The sequence below is a fragment of the Streptomyces sp. NPDC018964 genome, from assembly GCF_044390325.1.
In the GTDB taxonomy this organism is placed as follows: domain Bacteria; phylum Actinomycetota; class Actinomycetes; order Streptomycetales; family Streptomycetaceae; genus Streptomyces.
Map to the genome: position 1 here is coordinate 84,530 of NZ_JBIRYZ010000015.1, position 16,377 is coordinate 100,906.

Consider the following 16,377-nt stretch of genomic DNA (forward strand, 5'->3'; position numbering starts at 1 on the left):
AGACCCTCGCGGCCCCCCCGCCCCCGCCGCCCCCCCCGCGATCGGCCGGGGCCCCCCTCGTGCCCGGCCGCCGCCCCCGGCGCCGGGACCGCACCCGGGCCGCCTTGTCGGGGCCGATGTCGCCGAGGGCCGGCTGACGGCGGCCGACGCGGGACGGTCAGGCGGTCCCGCCCCGCTCGCCGTCCCCCGGCTTGTCGTCCTTGTCCCTCTCCTCGTCCAGCGACTTCAGGAACTCGGGGTTGTCGTCCGGCGCCACCCACTGCCGGCCGCCGCCGCCCCGGCCCCAGGCGGAGCCGCCCGCGCCCGCCGGGTGCCGCTTCTTGCCGGCGATCAGCCAGGAGATCGAGCCGACCAGCGGGAACAGCAGCACGAGGATCGCCCACAGCGGCTTGGGCATGTGGCGGATGTCATCGTCCTTCGTGCTGATGCAGTCGATGAACGCGTACACGCTCAGGGCCAGTGGCACCAGGAACATCAGCACCCGCAGCATGGGCCTCTCCAGCGAAAGCGGTGGGCGGTACAGGGCCAGCGTAACCGCTCGGGGATACTTGACCGCATGGCTTACGACGATCTTCGCTCCCTGCTCAGGGCGCTGGAGCGCGAGGGCGACCTCAAGCGCATCAAGGCCGAGGTCGACCCGTATCTGGAGGTCGGTGAGATCGTCGACCGGGTGCAGAAGGCCGGCGGTCCCGCCCTGCTCTTCGAGAACGTGCGCGGCTCGAGCATGCCCCTCGCGATGAACGTGTACGGCACGGACCGCCGCCTGCTGAAGGCGCTCGGTCTGAAGTCGTACGCGGAGATCTCCGAGAAGATCGGCGGGCTGCTGAAGCCCGAGCTGCCGCACGGGTTCGTCGGGGTGCGCGAGGCGTTCGGGAAGCTCGGCGCGATGACGCACGTACCGCCGAAGAAGGTGAAGGACGCGCCGGTCCAGGAGGTCGTCCTCACCGGCGACGACGTGGACCTCGAAAAGCTCCCCGCGCTGTTCACCTGGCCCAAGGACGGCGGCTCCTTCTTCAACCTGGGCCTCACCCACACCAAGGACCCGGAGACGGGCGTCCGCAACCTCGGCCTGTACCGCCTCCAGCGCCACGACAGGCGCACCATCGGCATGCACTGGCAGATCCACAAGGACAGCCGCAACCACTACCAGGTGGCCGCCCGGCGCGGCGAGCGCCTGCCCGTCGCCATCGCCTTCGGCTGCCCGCCCGCCGTGACGTACGCCTCCACCGCGCCGCTGCCCGGCGACATCGACGAGTACCTGTTCGCCGGGTTCCTGCAGGGCAAGCGGATCGAGATGGTCGACTGCAAGACCGTTCCGCTCCAGGTCCCGGCGCAGGCGGAGGTCGTCGTCGAGGGCTGGCTGGAGCCCGGCGAGATGCTGCCCGAGGGGCCGTTCGGCGACCACACCGGCTTCTACACCCCGCAGGAGCCGTTCCCCGCGCTGACGATCGACTGCGTGACGATGCGCAAGCGCCCGCTGCTCCAGTCGATCGTCGTCGGCCGGCCCCCGACGGAGGACGGACCGCTGGGACGGGCGACGGAACGCTTCTTCCTGCCCCTCCTCAAGATCATCGTCCCGGACATCGTGGACTACCACCTCCCCGAGTCCGGCGGCTTCCACAACTGCGCGATCGTCTCGATCGACAAGAAGTACCCCAAGCACGCGCAGAAGGTCATGCACGCCATCTGGGGCGCCCACATGATGTCCCTGACCAAGCTGATCGTGGTCGTCGACTCCGACTGCGACGTCCACGACCTGCACGAGGTGTCCTGGCGGGCCCTCGGCAACACCGACTACGCCCGTGACCTCACCGTCGTCGAGGGCCCCGTCGACCACCTCGACCACTCCTCGTACCAGCAGTTCTGGGGCGGCAAGGCCGGCATCGACGCGACGAAGAAGTGGCCCGAGGAGGGGTACACGCGCGACGGCGGCTGGCCCGACATGGTCGAGTCCGACCCGGACACGGCCGCCCTCGTCGACCGCCGCTGGAAGGAGTACGGACTGTGACCTCGGCCTCCGCGGCGCTCCCGCAGCAGCCGGGACGCACGAAAGCCTTCCTGCGCCTGGTGATGATCGAGCACTCGGTGTTCGCGCTGCCCTTCGCCTACATCGCCGCCCTCACCGCGATGTACGAGTGGGACGAGAACATCCACTGGGGCCGGCTGCTCCTGGTCACCGTCGCCATGGTCGGGCTGCGCACCTTCGCCATGGCCGCCAACCGGATCATCGACCGCGAGATCGACGCCCGCAATCCGCGCACCGCCCACCGCGAGCTGGTCACCGGCGCGATGTCGGTCCGGCACGCCTGGACGGGCGCGCTCGTCGCCCTCGCCGTCTTCCTCGGCGCGGCGGCCCTCCTCAACCCGCTCTGTCTCGCCCTCGCACCCGTCGCCGTGATCCCGATGGTGGTGTATCCGTACGGCAAGCGGTTCACGAACTTCCCGCAGGCCATCCTGGGTCTCGCGCAGGCGATGGGCCCGGTCGGCGGCTGGCTGGCGATCACCGGGTCGTGGTCCTGGGACGCCGTCGTCCTCGGCCTCGCGGTCGGCGTCTGGATCGGCGGCTTCGACCTGATCTACGCCTGCCAGGACGTCGACACCGACCGCGAGATCGGCGTGAAGTCGGTCCCGGCCCGCTTCGGCATCCCCGCCGCGATCTGGGGCGCCCGCGCCTGCCACACCGTCACCACGGCCCTCTTCGTCTGGTACGCCCTCCTCACCGACGCCGGCGCGTTCTTCTGGCTCGGCCTGCTGATCGTGGCCGGCGCCTTCGTCTACGAGCACACCATCGTCCGCCCGAACGACCTGACCCGCCTGAACCGGGCGTTCTTCAGCGTCAACGGCTTCATCGGCATCGCGCTGTTCGTGTGCGCGCTGCTGGACCTGCTGGTGCGGGGGCTGACCGTGTGAGGACGCCGGCGTACGGCCCGGGTCAGCCCTGGGGCTCCTGCGGCTTGGCGTCGATCTCGCGCAGGCCCTGGTCCCTGAGTTCGGTGCGGGCCTCGGTGCGGTGGCCGCGGGCGATGTAGTCCCGTACGACCACCTCGATCGCGTCCTGGGGCGAGCCGACCCCCGCCAGGACCATCACTTCCACCACCAGTTCGGCGTCGAGGCTGATGTTGACCTTGGCCATCGTTCCCCCCTCGTCCCGTGTCGCCCCCGCACTCTAGCCACCCGGCCGCCGGGTTCGAAGGCCTCCGACCGGTCCTGAGCGCGGACGCCTGCCGTCCGCCGGTAGGCTCGAGTTGTGAACGCAGGAGAAACGCGGCGCGAGCCTTGGATCGTGGGGGTGTCCGGGGCGTCCGGTACGCCCTACGCAGCCGCTGTGCTGCGTGCGCTTCTGGCGGCGGGGGAGAGTGTCGACCTCGTCGTCAGCCGGGCCTCCCGGCTGACCCTGCTGGACGAGACCGGCATCGCCTTCCGGGACGCCCACTGGCGCGACGACCTGCGGGAATGGCTGTCCCGGGGGGCGGACGGCAAGCCGGACACGTTCACCGTCGACCTCGACGGCGTACGGCACTGGGCCGCCGGTGACCTCGCGGCCGGGCCGTCCTCGGGGTCGTACCCGAGCAAGGGCATGCTGATCGTGCCCGCCTCCACGGCCTGTGTGGCCGGGGTGGCGCTCGGGCTGTCCAAGGACCTGTTGCAGCGGGCGGCGAGCGTCACCCTGAAGGAGGGGCGCACGCTGGTCGTGGCCGTACGGGAGACCCCGCTGAACGGCCAGACGCTGCGGCACCTGGTGACGCTGGACGACGCGGGCGCGAGCGTGGTGCCCGCCTCGCCGGCCTTCTACGCGGGCGCGACGCACATCCAGGACCTGGTGGACTTCGTCGCCGGACGCGTACTCGACGCGGCGGGTGTCGAGCACCGGCTCTACCGCCGCTGGAAGGGCGAACTCGGCGGCGGGTCCCGGCCCGACTGAGCACTTCGGCGGCATTCCAGCACGTGCAGAACTTCAGACCTCTTCAGTGGAAGGCTTCGATCGCATGGACGCGGTGGACAGGCAGCTCATCCAGGCCCTGAGGGAGAACGGCCGGGCCTCCTACGCGGAGCTGGGGCGCCTCGTCGGACTGTCGGGACCCAGTGTCACCGACCGCATCAACCGGCTGGAGGCGGCCGGTGTCATCACCGGCTACCGCGCCACCGTGGACGCCGCCTCGCTCGGCCTCGGCGTGACCGCCCTGATCGGCATCTCGCTCTCCGACGCCGCCGACCACGAGGACGTGGCGCAGCGGCTGAAGGAGCTGAAGGAGATCGAGGACTGCTGGTTCATCGCCGGCGACGACTCCTTCATGCTCAAGGTGCGGGCGACCGACGTGGACGGCCTGGAGAAGACCATCCGCCGGCTGTCCGGCACCAAGGGCGTCTCCCGGACCCGTACCACCATCGTGCTCTCCACCAAGTGGGAGAACCGGGTCGGTGAGCTGCCGGAGGAGACGGAGTAGCCGGGGCGTACGGTTGACCGGGTCTGTCTGACGAGGGAAAGAGGGATCGGCATGGACGTCGGGCTCAAGCGCGAGCTGGAGGAGAAGGTCAGGGCGGGCGAACGCCTGACCCGTGAGGACGGCATCGCGCTGTACGAGTCGGACGACCTGGCCTGGCTGGGCGGGCTGGCGCACGAGGTGCGGACGCGGCTGAACGGCGACGTCGTCCACTTCAACGTCAACCGCCACCTCAACATGACCAACGTGTGCACCGCCTCCTGCGCGTACTGCTCCTTCCAGCGCAAGCCGGGGGAGAAGGACGCGTACACGATGCGCATCGAGGAGGCGGTGAAGCTCGCCAAGGCGATGGAGTCGGAGAACCTGACCGAGCTGCACATCGTCAACGGGCTGCACCCCAACCTGCCGTGGCGCTACTACCCGCGCTCGCTCAGGGAGCTGAAGGCCGCGCTGCCGGAGGTCTCGCTGAAGGCGTTCACCGCCACCGAGATCCACCACTTCGAGACCATCTCCGGGCTGAGCGCGAGCGAGATCCTCGACGAGCTGATCGACGCCGGTCTCGAGTCCCTCACCGGCGGCGGCGCGGAGATCTTCGACTGGGAGGTGCGGCAGCACATCGTCGACCACCGCACCCACTGGGAGGACTGGTCGCGCATCCACCGGCTGGCGCACGAGAAGGGGCTCAAGACGCCGTGCACCATGCTGTACGGCCACATCGAGGAGCCCCGCCACCGCGTGGACCACGTGCTGCGGCTGCGTGAACTCCAGGACGAGACCGGCGGTTTCCAGGTCTTCATCCCGCTGCGCTACCAGCACGACTTCGTGGACATGAAGGACGGCAAGGTGCGCAACCGGCTCCAGGCGCGGACGCAGATGGCGACCGGGGCGGAGGCGCTGAAGACGTTCGCGGTGTCGCGGCTGCTGTTCGACAACGTGCCGCACGTCAAGGTGTTCTGGGTGATGCACGGCGTGCGGACGGCGCAGCTGGCGCTGCAGCACGGGGCGGACGACATGGACGGGTCGGTGGTCGAGTACAAGATCACGCACGACGCGGACGACTTCGGCACGCCGAACAAGCTCACCCGTGAGGATCTGCTGGACCTCATCCGCGACGCGGGGTTCCGGCCGGTGGAACGCAACACCCGGTACGAGATCATCCGGGAGTACGACGGCCCCGACCCGGCGCGCCGGGAGTCCCCCCAGCCGATGCGCGTGTGAGGTGAAGGGGCGGCGGAGTCCCTTCGACCCCGCCAGGGGGCGGGAGCCCCCTGGTCCCCGGCCCGTACCCGTCCGGTTTTCGGGTGCTCCACCCCCGGTAAGGGTTAGCATCGCCACATGTCCCTTACCTTCACGTTCGATCCCGCCGTCACGCCCGAGCTCCGCGACGGCATCCTCGACCTGTGGACCGACGTCACCAACGCCGGTGGGGCGGTCGGGTTCGTGCCGCCCGTGACGCGGGAGGACATCCGCCCCGCCCTGGTGCGGCAGCTCGTGTCGATGGCGGAGGAGCGTTCCCGCCTGCTCGTCGGACACGACGAGCAGGGCAGGGTGGCCGCGACCGCGTTCCTCACCTTCAACACCCATCACCTGATGACCCACTGGCTCTGGCTCTACACGGTGATGGTCCACCCCCGCCACCAGGGCAAGGGCTACGGCCGTGACCTGCTGGCCGCCGCCGAGCGGTCCGCCCGCACCGTCGACGGCATCGAGGCGATCCGGCTCACCTGCCGCGGCGGCCTCGGCCTGGAGCGCTTCTACGCCTCCTGCGGCTACAAGGAGGTCGGCCGGGTCCCGGGCGCCATCCGGGTGGCCCCCGGAGACGACCGCGACGACGTCGTCATGCTGCTGCCGCTGACCTGAGCCCCGCACCCCGCTGAAAGATCCACGCCCGGCCGTGCTTCACTGGACATCGTCCCTTCGGGGCGTTCTGACCGTACGCAGGGAAGAGTGGATGAGATGCTCCGCTACACACTGATGCGCCTCGGAGTCTTCGTGGGCTGCCTCGTGGTCGTCTGGGGCCTCGTCTACTCCGGCCTCGCCCCGCGCGGCCTCGGTGACTCCAACGGCCTGTGGATCGTCCTGCTCGCCCTGCTGATCTCGGCCCCGATCAGCCTCGTCGCGCTCCGCAAGGAGCGGGACCGGGCCTCCGAGCGGATCGTGCAGCGGGTGAACCGGGCCAAGGCCGGCCTGGAGGCCAACCGCGCCATGGAGGACACGGCCGACGACACCGCCCGTACGCAGGGCCAGACCTCGTAACGTCCGTCACAGCCGCGCACCGCACTCGGGCGCCCCGGTTTCCGAACTGACCCGGAAACCGGGGCGCTTCGCGTTGTGCGGATGCCTTCGGTCTCCCACCTCTCAAAGCAAGGCTTTGAGGATCCCAAAGCTCAGGTGTTACGGTCTTCGGGTGAAGTCAGCAGCCGTGTTCCCCACGCCCCGGAGTGTTCCGCTCGTGGCGCGTCTGCACGTGGACCTCTGCCGGGTCACTTCCGCGAACTGTCGTCACTGACGTTCCGCCGCGCCCCGAATCCACGTCACTTTCCCACGCGTCCCCCTCACCGGAGCATGTCCGTGTCCACGAACACGCAGTTCAAGCTGCCCGTACGCGCGCCCTTCTGGGCCCAGATACTCGCCGGCCTCGTCCTGGGCGTCCTGCTCGGCTGGCTCGCCCGCAGCCAGGACGTCTCCTGGCTGGTCACCACCCTGGAGAAGGTCGGCGGCACCTTCATCGGCCTGCTGAAGCTGGCCGTCGCCCCGCTCGTCTTCTTCGCGATCCTGGTCTCCATCACCAACCTGCGGAAGGTCAACAACGCGGCCCGGCTGGCCTCGCGCACCCTCCTCTGGTTCATGATCACGTCGCTGATCGCGGTGGCGATCGGCCTGGCCATCGGCCTGGTCACCAACCCGGGCGCCGGCACCGGCCTCACCCCGGCGGACGGCGGCGAGCCGGAGAAGACCGGCTCCTGGATCGACTTCCTCACCGGCATCGTGCCCACCGACGTCATCACGCCGTTCACCGAACTGAACGTCCTGCAGATCGTCTTCATGGCCGCCGTCGCCGGTGTCGCCGCCCTCCAGCTCGGCGAGAAGGCCCAGCCGATCCTCACCCTGAGCGAGTCCGTCCTCGAACTCCTCCAGAAGGCCCTGTGGTGGGTCATCCGCCTCGCCCCGCTCGGCACCGTCGGCCTCATCGGCAACGCCATCGCCACCTACGGCTGGGACCTGATCGGCAAGTACGCCACCTTCACCGCCGACATCTACGTCGGCTGCGCGCTCGTCCTCTTCGGCGTCTACCCGGCCCTGCTCGCGACCGTCGCCAAGGTCAGCCCCATCCAGTTCTTCAAGGGCGCCTGGCCCGCGATCCAGCTCGCCTTCGTCTCCCGCTCCTCCGTCGGCACCATGCCGCTGACCCAGAAGGTCACCGAGCGCCTCGGCGTGCCGAAGGAGTACGCGAGCTTCGCCGTCCCGTTCGGCGCGACGACGAAGATGGACGGCTGCGCCGCGATCTACCCGGCCATCGCCGCGATCTTCGTCGCGCAGATCTTCGACGTCCCGCTCGGCGTCGGCGACTACCTGCTGATCGCGTTCGTCTCGGTGGTGGGTTCCGCCGCCACGGCCGGCCTCACCGGCGCGACGGTCATGCTCACCCTCACCCTCTCCACCCTGGGCCTGCCCATGGAGGGCGTGGGCCTGCTCCTCGCCATCGACCCGATCCTGGACATGATCCGCACGGCGACCAACGTCGCGGGCCAGGCCCTGGTCCCGGTCATCGTCTCCGCCCGTGAGGGGCTGCTCGACCGGGAGGCGTACGACTCGGTCCACGCCTCGCCGGTCGACGAGCCCCAGCAGGTGGCCGTGGCCGCCTGACCCGGCGACCGACCGGCCGGCCGGCCGCGGCCCGCACCGGTCACCGCCCGCGGCCCCCGCCGCCCGCACCTCCCCGGTGCGGGCGGCGGGGGCCGCTCGGCCCCGTACGCTGATCGGCATGGGTGCCGTGAAGACGAAGCGGATGCCGCGTGCGGTCCGTGAACAGCAGATGCTGGACGCCGCCGTACGGACCTTCGGCCGACGGGGGTACACGGCGGCGTCGATGGACGAGATCGCCGAACTGGCGGGCGTTTCCAAGCCGTTGGTGTACCTGTACCTGAACTCCAAGGAAGACCTGTTCACCGCGTGCATCCGGCGCGAGGCGAAGGCCCTCGTCGAGGCCGTGCGCGCCGGTGCCCTCCCCGGTCTGCCGGCCGACCGCCAGCTCTGGTCGGGGCTGACCGCCTTCTTCACGCACACCGCCCGGCATCCGGACGGCTGGGCGGTGCTGCACCTCCAGGCCCGCACCCACGGCGAGGTCTTCGCCGCCGAGGTCGCCGCGATGCGCGCGGAGATCGTGGCGTTCGTGACACAGCTCATCCTCGCCGCCGCCCGTGAGGCGCACCACGACCCCGACCTCCCCGAACGCGAGGTCTCCGGGCTCGCGGAGGCCCTGGTCGGCGCCGCCGAGTCCCTCGCGGACTGGGCCAACGCCACCCCGGGCGTCACGGCCCGGCAGACGGCGGCGACCCTGATGAACGTCGCCTGGGCGGGTCTCGGCGACCTGATGGCCGGCCGCCGCTGGACCCCGCCGGACGACGAGCCCGCCCCGAAGACGGCTCAGAGCGGGCTGACCTCACCGGTCACGTGAACCCGGCCGCCGTCGCCGCGCAGCGCGAAGCGTCCGCCCTTCGCCGCGTACGTCACCGTCCCCGGCAGGAGCACCGGCGCCCGGAAGTCCGCGTGGACCTGTGCCGCGTCCGGGGTGCCGTGGGCGGCGAGGCAGCGGGCCACGGTCCACATGCCGTGCGCGATGGCGCGGGGGAAGCCGAAGAGCCGGGCGGTGAGCGGGTGCAGGTGGATCGGGTTGCGGTCGCCGGACACGGCACCGTAGCGCCGCCCGACGTCCCCGGACAGCCGCCACTCGTCGACGGCGGGCAGGGGCTCGCGCTCGCGTTCTTCCTCCCGGTCCTCCCGGTCCTTCCGCTGTCCGGGGGCGGTCCGGTGGCGGGCCAGGTACGTGCTCCGCGACTCCCACACGACGTCCCCGCCGTCCCGCAGCTCGGTGACCACGGTGGCCTGGGTGCCGCGCCGGTGCGGGGCCAGCGCGTCGACGTACACCGTCAGCGCGTACGCGCCCGTGGCCGGTGTCGCCCGGTGCCGGGTGATCCGTATCGACGTGTGGACCAGGCCCAGCAGCGGGAGCGGGAAGTCCGGCCGGCTCATCAGGCGCATGGCCAGCGGAAAGCCCAGTACGTGCGGATACGTCACCGGCAGCGCGTCCCCGGGGCTCGCGGAGCCGGTCGGGAAGCCGCACACCCGCTCGTACGCGGCGAGCCGGGCGGTGTCGACGCGCAGGGCGGGCAGCACCAGCCGGGCGCGGGGGTGGGCGGCGTCGGGGCGGGGGCGCTTGAAGGGGGAGAGCAGGGCGCCGCGCGCGAGGAGCGGAGGGAGGGCCGGGGAGTGCGGGAGGACGACGGTCGGTACGGACGTCATGGAACGCTCACGCCCCCAGCAGGCTCTGGCCGCAGACCCGTACGACCTGCCCGTTCACCGCGCCGGAGGCCGGGTGGGCGAGCCAGGCGGTGGTCTCGGCGACGTCGACGGGCAGGCCGCCCTGGGCGAGGGAGTTCATCCGGCGGCCCGCCTCGCGGATGAGCAGCGGGACGGCGGCCGTCATCCTCGTCTCGATGAATCCGGGCGCGACCGCGTTCACGGTCACCCCGTGCCCGTCGAGCGCACGCGGTGCGAGGGCGCGGACCAGGCCGGTGATCCCGGCCTTGCTCGCCCCGTAGTTGGTCTGGCCGGCGTTCCCTGCGATCCCCGCGATGGACGCCGTGGCGACGATCCGCCCGCCCCGCTTCAGCGTCCCGGCGGCGAGCAGCGCGTCGGTGGTGCGCAGCACGCTCGCCAGGTTCACCTCCAGGACGGAGCTCCAGCGCTCGGCGGGCATGTTGACCAGCCGCCGGTCACGGGTGATGCCCGCGTTGTGGACGAGCACGTCGAGGCCGCCGGGGAGGGCCTCGGCGATGCGGGCGCCCGCGTCGGCGGCGGTGATGTCGAGGGGGAGCGCCCTTCCGCCGAGCCGTTCGGCGACGCGCCGGGCGTCCGCCTCGGCCCCGGGGACGTCGAGGACGATCACCTCGGCGCCGTCCCGGGCCAGCGTCTCGGCGACCGCCTCGCCGATGCCGCGCGCGGCGCCGGTCACCAGGGCGGTACGGCCGGACAGGGGGCGGTCCACGTCGTACGGGGCGGGGGGCTCGTGCGCGCCGACGCCGATCACCTGGCCGCTCACGTAGGCCGATCTGGGGGAGAGCAGGAAGCGGAGGGTGGACTCGGCGGCGGGGGCGTCGGTGAGGCGGACCAGGTTCACGGTGATGCCCCGGCCGGTCTCCTTGCCGAGGGAGCGGGTGAATCCCTCCAGCGCCTGCTGGGCGGCGGCCTGGTGGTGGTCGGCGGGGTCGAGCGGGGCGCCGAGCACCACGATTCTGCCGCTCGCGGCGAGGGACCGTACGACGGGATGCAGGGCCGCGTGCACCGCGGCGAGCCCGTCGACGTCCCGTATCCCGCTCGCGTCCAGGACGACGGCGGCGGGCCGGCCGGTGTCGTCCGGACCGGGTCCCGTGCGGGCGAGCACGGGGGCGAGGTCGAGGCCGGACGTCCCGGCCGTCAGGTGGAGCAGGCCGCCGTCCAGCTCCGGCCGCTCCGGTGACCAGCGCCGCAGCGTCGCCGGCCGGGGCAGGCCCAGCCGGCGGGTGAGGAAGCGGCCGGGCGCGGTGCCGGTGAAGCTCAGATAGCGGTCGGCCATGGGGGATTCCTCCGTGACTGCTCCGAGACGTGCTTACTCTGGAGTAAGGTTACCGGAGGTAAGGCTATGTCACGGTGAGGAGCAGGTCGAGATGAGCACCCCCAAGCCCGCCGCCGTCCGGCGCGTCGCGGTCATCGGCGGCAGCCGCGTCCCCTTCGCCCGCTCCGACGGCCCCTACGCCACCGCCTCGAACCAGGAGATGCTCACCGCCGCGCTGGACGGACTCGTCGAGCGGTACGGACTCCAGGCGCCGGGCACGATCGGGGAGTTCGTCGCCGGTGCGGTCCTCAAGCACAGCCGTGACTTCAACCTCGCCCGCGAGACAGTCCTCGGCTCGGCGCTCGACGCCCGCACCCCCGCCTACGACATCCAGCAGGCCTGCGGCACCGGACTCCAGGCCGTCATCGCCGCCGCCAACAAGATCGCCCTCGGCCAGACGGAGGCCGCGATCGCCGGCGGCGCCGACACCGCGAGCGACGCGCCCCTCGGCGTCAACGACGACCTGCGCAAGGTGCTGCTGGAGGCGCGGCGGGCGAAGACGCTCGGCGGCCGGCTGAAGGCGCTGGCGAAGGTGCGCCCCGGCCACCTCGTCCCCGACATCCCGCGCAACGCCGAACCGCGCACGGGCCTGTCCATGGGCGAGCACGCCGCGGTCACCGCACGCGCCTGGGGCATCACCCGTGAGGCGCAGGACGAACTGGCGGCGGCCAGCCACCGGCGGCTGGCGGCGGCGTACGAACGCGGCTTCTTCCAGGACCTGGTGGTGCCCTTCCGTGGCCTGGCCCGCGACCAGAACCTGCGGCCGGGCTCGACGGTGGGGAAACTCGCCGCGCTGAAGCCGGTGTTCGGCCTCGACGGACCCGGACCCACCATGACGGCGGGGAACTCGACCCCGCTCACGGACGGCGCGGCGCTGGTGCTGCTCGCGAGCGAGGAGTGGGCGGCGGAGCGCGGCCTGGAACCCCTCGCCTATCTGACCGCGTACGAGACGGCCGCCGTGGACTTCGTGCACGGGGACGTCGCCGACGGCGAGGACGGCCTGCTGATGGCACCCGCCCACGCGGTCCCGCGCATGCTGGAGCGGGCCGGCCTCGGCATGGCCGACTTCGACCTGGTCGAGGTGCACGAGGCGTTCGCCTCCCAGGTGCTGGCCACGCTGGCCGCCTGGGAGAAGCGGGGCCTGGCGCCCGTCGACCGCTCCCGGCTGAACGTGGCGGGCTCGTCCCTGGCCACCGGCCACCCCTTCGCCGCCACCGGTGCCCGCATCGTGGCGACCCTGGCGAAGCTCCTCGCCGAACGGGGCGCCCCCGCACGCGGGCTGATCTCGATCTGCGCGGCGGGCGGACAGGGCGTGACGGCGATCCTGGAACGGACGTGAGTGACCCTCGAGTAACCCGCAACACTGCACACCCCCGGCCCGGGACCGTCCCCGAACCCGCACAGACCTTCCACGTCAGGGCCGTACGATCTCCGCACCGACCGGTGGTGAGCCCCTTCCCCCCCACGCCCACCGGTGAGCGCCTCGGCGTGCGAGGCACGTATGTCGTGGCATCACGCAGTTCCCCCGCACGCCCCAGGAGCCGCCCGTGTCCACCGCCTACTCCTCCGCTCTCGACGACGACGTCCACGGAGCTCCCGTCCTGGTCGAGCCGGAGATCCGGCGGCTGGACGGCGTCGTACGGGAAGCGTCCGTACCGCCGTTCGCCCGGCAGGTGCGGCACGGGTCGCTCGCCGACCTGCCGTTCGAGAACGCGAGGACGGCGCCGGACGAGGTGGTGCTCAGCCGGAAGACGGCGGACGGCGGGTGGCTGGACGTCACGGCGGAACGGTTCGCCGCGGAGGTCCTGGCCGTCGCGAAGGGACTGATCGCCGAGGGGCTGACGCCGGGCGACCGGATCGCCGTCATGGCCCGCACGATCTACGAGTGGACCGTCCTCGACTTCGCCGCGTGGGCGGCCGGACTGGTCACCGTCCCCGTCTACCCCACCTCCTCCGCCTTCCAGGCCCGCTGGATCCTGCACGACTCCGGCGCGGCCGCCCTGGTCACGGAGACCGCGGGCCAGGCCGCCGCCCTCGGCCCGGAGTTCGTGCACCTCCCCGGCCTGCGGCGGGTGTGGACCGTGGAGAAGGGCCACGTCGACGCGCTCGCGGCGGCCGGGGCGCACGTGCCCGACCAGGAGGTGGAGGTGCGCCGCGGCGTCCTGGGCCCCGACACCCTCGCCACCCTCGTCTACACCTCCGGCACCACCGGCCGCCCCAAGGGCTGCGCCCTCACCCACGGCAACTTCTTCGCCGAGGTGGACAACGCCATCGAACTGCTCTACCCCGTCTTCAAGGCCCGGACCGGCGAAGAGGCCTCCGTCCTCCTCTTCCTGCCGATGTCCCACGTCTTCGGCCGGATGGTCGCCGTCGCCTGCGTACGCGCCCGGGTGCGCCTCGGCCACGCGCCGAGCCTGGCCGCCGAGGACCTGCTGCCCGACCTGGCGAGCTTCCGGCCCACCTGCCTGCTGGCCATCCCGTACATGCTGGAGAAGGTCTTCAACACGGCCCGGGCGAAGGCGGAGGCGGGCGGACGGCTGTCGGCCTTCGACCGCGCGGCCTCGGTGGCCCGCCGCTACGGCGAGGCCGTCGAGGCCCGCCAGACGGGGACGGGCCCCGGCCCGTCCCGCGCGCTGAAGACCTCCCGCGCCTTCTACGACCCGCTGGTCTACCGCAAGATCCGCAACGCCATGGGCGGCAGGGTCCGGTACGCCATCTGCGGCGGCTCCCCGCTCGGCCGCCGCCTCGCCGCGTTCTACGCCGGTGCCGGCATCGAGATCTTCGAGGGCTACGGCCTGACGGAGACCACCGGGGCCTCGACGGTGACACCCCCGCTGAAGCCCCGGCTGGGCACGGTGGGCTGGCCGCTGCCGGGGACGCGGATCCGCATAGCGGCGGACGGCGAGATCCTGGTCGGCGGCGCGCACGTGCTGCGCGGCTACTGGGACTCCCAGGCGGGCGGGATCGCCCCCGCCTCCCCCGACGGCTGGCTGCACACCGGCGACCTCGGCGAACTGGACGACGAGGGCTACCTGACCATCACGGGCCGCAAGAAGGAGCTGATCATCACCGCCGGCGGCAAGAGCGTCGCCCCGGCCCCGCTGGAGAACTGGCTCCGCTCGCACCCGCTGATCTCCCAGGTCATGGTGATCGGCGACAACCGCCCCTACGTCTCCGCCCTGATCACCCTCGACCCCGCCGGGATCACCCACTGGCGCCGCATGAACGGCAAGCACCCGGTGCCGCCGGAACTCGTCCTCGACGACGAGGAGCTGTACGCGATCCTCCAGCGCGCGATCGACGAGGCCAACAAGATGCTCTCCCGACCGGAGTCGATCCGCCGCTTCACCGTCCTGCCGGTGGACTTCACGGAGGAGGCGGGCCACCTGACCCCGTCGATGAAGCTGCGGCGCGAGGCGATCCTGCGGGACTTCGCGGCGGAGGTGGAGGGGCTGTACGCGGGGTAGGTCACGTCGCCGCGCGGGCGAGGAGGAACGCCTGGGGCGTCGACTCGCCCTGGTCGGTGTCGGCCGCGCGCACCGTGCGCTGGACGAGGGTGAAGCCGGCCGCCTCCAGGAGCGCGGTGACGCGCTCGGGCCGCATCCGCCGGAAGTCGAGGGCGACCGGGTGGCCCCAGGGACGGTCGTGGCGGCGGGGCTCGTCACCGCACTGGAACGCGAGCAGCAGATGGCCCCCGGGTGCCAGGACCCGGCGGAACTCGGCGTAGACGGCGGGCAGTTCGTCCTGCGGGGTGTGGATGGTGGAGTACCAGGAGACCACGCCGGCGAGGGCACCGTCGGGGAGGTCCAGGTTCCGCATCGAGCCCTGTTCGAAGCGCAGGCCGGGGTTCTCGCGGCGGGCGATCGCGAGCATGGATTCCGACAGGTCGAGGCCGAAGACGGAGAGGCCGAGGGAGGCGAGGTGCGCGGTCACCCGGCCGGGACCGCACCCCAGGTCGGCCACCCGGCCGCCCTCGCCGACCAGCTCGGCGAAACCGACCATCACCGCCCGGTCCAGGGGCATGGCGGCGAGGGAGTCACGGAACAGGGCGGCGTAGTCCTCGGCGACGGCGTCGTAGAAGACGCGGGTGGTGACCACGTGATCGGCTGCGTGATCGGTTACGTCATCGGTTACGTGATCGGCGTCGGTGGCGGTCATGGGCGGTGACCCTACTCGCCCCCGTCGGCGGCACCGGGTGAAACCGGCCTCGCGCCCCGCGCCGCGAACGCGTCGGCCCCCTCCCCCTCCGAACCGGCCGGACGTGCCGGAATCACCGAGTCCACGCTGTCCCGGCGGGAGGCGGCGAGCGGGAATCCGGGCCGGGGGACCGGCGGGGCTCCGGCGACGGGCTCGGTGGGCGCGGTGGGCGCGTGGCGCGATATCTGCGCCGCGAGGCTGGAACAGGGGACCGCGCACACATCCGAACCGCACATTCCGGGAACCGTGGAGCACCTCGTGGTCGGCGCGGGACGGATGAAGGCGGAACCCGGCGGAGAGAGCGCGGAACTCGGCCCGGGGACCGCGTGACGTACCGCGGGATGCGCCGCACGCGTACGGGCGCGGGAAGCCGGCGCGGAATTCGTACGGGTCATGTGGCACGTATGAGAGGAATTCCCCGAACATTCACCGGGCATTTCGGCGGTGAGGGCGGGGGAGCGGAGTGAGGGGGACCAGAGCAGTGCGAGGGGAAAAAGGCAGGAGCCCCGTCGCCTGACGGCGTGGGGCTCCTTGGGTACTGCTAGTCGTTCCCGGATCGGGTGAGGATCAGACCGGGGTGACGTTCTCCGCCTGCGGGCCCTTCGGGCCCTGCGTGACGTCGAAGGACACCTGCTGGTTCTCCTCGAGGGAGCGGAAGCCGCTCGCGTTGATCGCGGAGTAGTGGACGAAGACGTCGGGGCCGCCGCCTTCCTGGGCGATGAAACCAAAGCCCTTTTCGGCGTTGAACCACTTCACGGTTCCGGTAGCCATAAGCCCTCCTTGGGCCCAAAGGGTTGCCCTGCTCCAGAACCAGCAAGTGTGAAGACTATTCCGCACAAGTGCATCCGTCTGAGAACGACGAGA

General features: G+C 71.9%; 18 protein-coding genes. 12 read left to right on the plus strand and 6 right to left on the minus strand.

All coding sequences use genetic code 11. From position 1 onward, the window contains the following. Nucleotides 1–157: 157 nt before the first annotated feature. Nucleotides 158–490, minus strand: a complete 333-nt coding sequence (locus tag ACH5AO_RS24460; RefSeq protein WP_398928019.1) for a PLD nuclease N-terminal domain-containing protein — start codon at nucleotides 488–490, stop codon at nucleotides 158–160. A gap of 66 nt (nucleotides 491–556) precedes the next feature. Here ACH5AO_RS24460 and ACH5AO_RS24465 point away from each other — a divergent pair, with 66 nt between their 5' ends. After that, complete coding sequence (locus tag ACH5AO_RS24465) at nucleotides 557–2,008, plus strand: menaquinone biosynthesis decarboxylase (protein ID WP_398928021.1); 1,452 nt, start codon at nucleotides 557–559, stop codon at nucleotides 2,006–2,008. After that, nucleotides 2,005–2,910: a menaquinone biosynthesis prenyltransferase MqnP gene (gene mqnP / locus ACH5AO_RS24470; RefSeq protein ID WP_030860637.1), complete on the plus strand. Its 906-nt coding sequence runs from the start codon at nucleotides 2,005–2,007 to the stop codon at nucleotides 2,908–2,910. The genes ACH5AO_RS24465 and mqnP overlap by 4 nt, the downstream gene beginning before the upstream one ends. Before the next feature lie 22 nt (nucleotides 2,911–2,932). Here mqnP and ACH5AO_RS24475 read toward each other — a convergent pair whose 3' ends face one another. Further along, the gene (locus tag ACH5AO_RS24475) at nucleotides 2,933–3,133 is read right to left on the minus strand and encodes a type II toxin-antitoxin system VapB family antitoxin (RefSeq protein WP_398928023.1); all 201 of its coding nucleotides are present in this window, start codon (nucleotides 3,131–3,133) and stop codon (nucleotides 2,933–2,935) included. A 114-nt stretch (nucleotides 3,134–3,247) separates the two neighbouring features. Between ACH5AO_RS24475 and ACH5AO_RS24480 the strand changes: the two genes are divergently transcribed. The 8 genes from ACH5AO_RS24480 to ACH5AO_RS24515 all read left to right on the plus strand — a co-directional run bounded on the left by ACH5AO_RS24480 (nucleotide 3,248) and on the right by ACH5AO_RS24515 (nucleotide 9,120). Then, a complete protein-coding gene (locus ACH5AO_RS24480) occupies nucleotides 3,248–3,922 on the plus strand; it encodes a UbiX family flavin prenyltransferase (protein WP_398928025.1) in 675 nt (224 codons plus the stop codon). Between the two features lie 64 nt (nucleotides 3,923–3,986). After that, nucleotides 3,987–4,445 carry an Lrp/AsnC family transcriptional regulator gene (locus tag ACH5AO_RS24485; protein WP_398928027.1) on the plus strand — a complete coding sequence of 153 codons (459 nt, stop codon included), beginning with the start codon at nucleotides 3,987–3,989 and terminating at the stop codon, nucleotides 4,443–4,445. Nucleotides 4,446–4,496: 51 nt separating this feature from the next. Continuing rightward, a complete protein-coding gene (mqnE, locus tag ACH5AO_RS24490; protein ID WP_398928029.1) occupies nucleotides 4,497–5,660 on the plus strand; it encodes an aminofutalosine synthase MqnE in 1,164 nt (387 codons plus the stop codon). 117 nt (nucleotides 5,661–5,777) lie between these two features. Next, entirely contained in the window at nucleotides 5,778–6,302 is a 525-nt protein-coding gene (locus tag ACH5AO_RS24495; protein ID WP_398928031.1) for a GNAT family N-acetyltransferase, read from the plus strand. A gap of 96 nt (nucleotides 6,303–6,398) precedes the next feature. Then, nucleotides 6,399–6,698 (plus strand): DUF4229 domain-containing protein, encoded by a 300-nt coding sequence (locus ACH5AO_RS24500; protein WP_398928033.1) that lies wholly within the window; start codon nucleotides 6,399–6,401, stop codon nucleotides 6,696–6,698. A gap of 166 nt (nucleotides 6,699–6,864) precedes the next feature. Further along, a complete protein-coding gene (locus tag ACH5AO_RS24505) occupies nucleotides 6,865–6,951 on the plus strand; it encodes a putative leader peptide (protein WP_310740022.1) in 87 nt (28 codons plus the stop codon). 56 nt (nucleotides 6,952–7,007) lie between these two features. Then, a complete protein-coding gene (locus ACH5AO_RS24510; RefSeq protein ID WP_398928035.1) occupies nucleotides 7,008–8,309 on the plus strand; it encodes a dicarboxylate/amino acid:cation symporter in 1,302 nt (433 codons plus the stop codon). A gap of 118 nt (nucleotides 8,310–8,427) precedes the next feature. Then, nucleotides 8,428–9,120 carry a TetR/AcrR family transcriptional regulator gene (locus ACH5AO_RS24515; RefSeq protein ID WP_398928037.1) on the plus strand — a complete coding sequence of 231 codons (693 nt, stop codon included), beginning with the start codon at nucleotides 8,428–8,430 and terminating at the stop codon, nucleotides 9,118–9,120. Here the strand turns inward: ACH5AO_RS24515 and ACH5AO_RS24520 are convergent. After that, nucleotides 9,090–9,965: a MaoC family dehydratase gene (locus ACH5AO_RS24520; RefSeq protein ID WP_398928038.1), complete on the minus strand. Its 876-nt coding sequence runs from the start codon at nucleotides 9,963–9,965 to the stop codon at nucleotides 9,090–9,092. The genes ACH5AO_RS24515 and ACH5AO_RS24520 overlap by 31 nt on opposite strands. A 7-nt stretch (nucleotides 9,966–9,972) precedes the next feature. Continuing rightward, complete coding sequence (locus ACH5AO_RS24525) at nucleotides 9,973–11,277, minus strand: 3-oxoacyl-ACP reductase (RefSeq protein ID WP_398928040.1); 1,305 nt, start codon at nucleotides 11,275–11,277, stop codon at nucleotides 9,973–9,975. A 91-nt stretch (nucleotides 11,278–11,368) separates the two neighbouring features. Between ACH5AO_RS24525 and ACH5AO_RS24530 the strand changes: the two genes are divergently transcribed. Together ACH5AO_RS24530 and ACH5AO_RS24535 are read left to right on the plus strand one after the other, a co-directional pair. Then, on the plus strand, nucleotides 11,369–12,655 hold the full coding sequence (locus ACH5AO_RS24530) for an acetyl-CoA C-acetyltransferase (RefSeq protein ID WP_398928042.1): 1,287 nt from the start codon (nucleotides 11,369–11,371) through the stop codon (nucleotides 12,653–12,655). Between the two features lie 208 nt (nucleotides 12,656–12,863). After that, nucleotides 12,864–14,783: an AMP-dependent synthetase/ligase gene (locus ACH5AO_RS24535; protein WP_398928044.1), complete on the plus strand. Its 1,920-nt coding sequence runs from the start codon at nucleotides 12,864–12,866 to the stop codon at nucleotides 14,781–14,783. A 1-nt stretch (nucleotide 14,784) separates the two neighbouring features. On the opposite strand, the gene ACH5AO_RS24540 is transcribed toward ACH5AO_RS24535, so the two are convergent. Next, nucleotides 14,785–15,474: a methyltransferase domain-containing protein gene (locus tag ACH5AO_RS24540; RefSeq protein WP_398928046.1), complete on the minus strand. Its 690-nt coding sequence runs from the start codon at nucleotides 15,472–15,474 to the stop codon at nucleotides 14,785–14,787. 606 nt (nucleotides 15,475–16,080) lie between these two features. Continuing rightward, the gene (locus ACH5AO_RS24545; RefSeq protein WP_003992177.1) at nucleotides 16,081–16,284 is read right to left on the minus strand and encodes a cold-shock protein; all 204 of its coding nucleotides are present in this window, start codon (nucleotides 16,282–16,284) and stop codon (nucleotides 16,081–16,083) included. Nucleotides 16,285–16,377: the final 93 nt, after the last annotated feature.

What these genes read in the sequence shown, in the direction of transcription:
- ACH5AO_RS24460 (WP_398928019.1), bottom strand. Translation starts at nt 490, where the DNA reads ATGCTGCGGGTGCTGATGTTCCTGGTGCCACTGGCCCTGAGCGTGTAC.
- ACH5AO_RS24465 (WP_398928021.1), top strand. Translation starts at nt 557, where the DNA reads ATGGCTTACGACGATCTTCGCTCCCTGCTCAGGGCGCTGGAGCGCGAG.
- ACH5AO_RS24475 (WP_398928023.1), bottom strand. Translation starts at nt 3,133, where the DNA reads ATGGCCAAGGTCAACATCAGCCTCGACGCCGAACTGGTGGTGGAAGTG.
- ACH5AO_RS24485 (WP_398928027.1), top strand. Translation starts at nt 3,987, where the DNA reads ATGGACGCGGTGGACAGGCAGCTCATCCAGGCCCTGAGGGAGAACGGC.
- mqnE (WP_398928029.1), top strand. Translation starts at nt 4,497, where the DNA reads ATGGACGTCGGGCTCAAGCGCGAGCTGGAGGAGAAGGTCAGGGCGGGC.
- ACH5AO_RS24495 (WP_398928031.1), top strand. Translation starts at nt 5,778, where the DNA reads ATGTCCCTTACCTTCACGTTCGATCCCGCCGTCACGCCCGAGCTCCGC.
- ACH5AO_RS24500 (WP_398928033.1), top strand. Translation starts at nt 6,399, where the DNA reads ATGCTCCGCTACACACTGATGCGCCTCGGAGTCTTCGTGGGCTGCCTC.
- ACH5AO_RS24510 (WP_398928035.1), top strand. Translation starts at nt 7,008, where the DNA reads ATGTCCGTGTCCACGAACACGCAGTTCAAGCTGCCCGTACGCGCGCCC.
- ACH5AO_RS24515 (WP_398928037.1), top strand. Translation starts at nt 8,428, where the DNA reads ATGGGTGCCGTGAAGACGAAGCGGATGCCGCGTGCGGTCCGTGAACAG.
- ACH5AO_RS24520 (WP_398928038.1), bottom strand. Translation starts at nt 9,965, where the DNA reads ATGACGTCCGTACCGACCGTCGTCCTCCCGCACTCCCCGGCCCTCCCT.
- ACH5AO_RS24525 (WP_398928040.1), bottom strand. Translation starts at nt 11,277, where the DNA reads ATGGCCGACCGCTATCTGAGCTTCACCGGCACCGCGCCCGGCCGCTTC.
- ACH5AO_RS24530 (WP_398928042.1), top strand. Translation starts at nt 11,369, where the DNA reads ATGAGCACCCCCAAGCCCGCCGCCGTCCGGCGCGTCGCGGTCATCGGC.
- ACH5AO_RS24540 (WP_398928046.1), bottom strand. Translation starts at nt 15,474, where the DNA reads ATGACCGCCACCGACGCCGATCACGTAACCGATGACGTAACCGATCAC.
- ACH5AO_RS24545 (WP_003992177.1), bottom strand. Translation starts at nt 16,284, where the DNA reads ATGGCTACCGGAACCGTGAAGTGGTTCAACGCCGAAAAGGGCTTTGGT.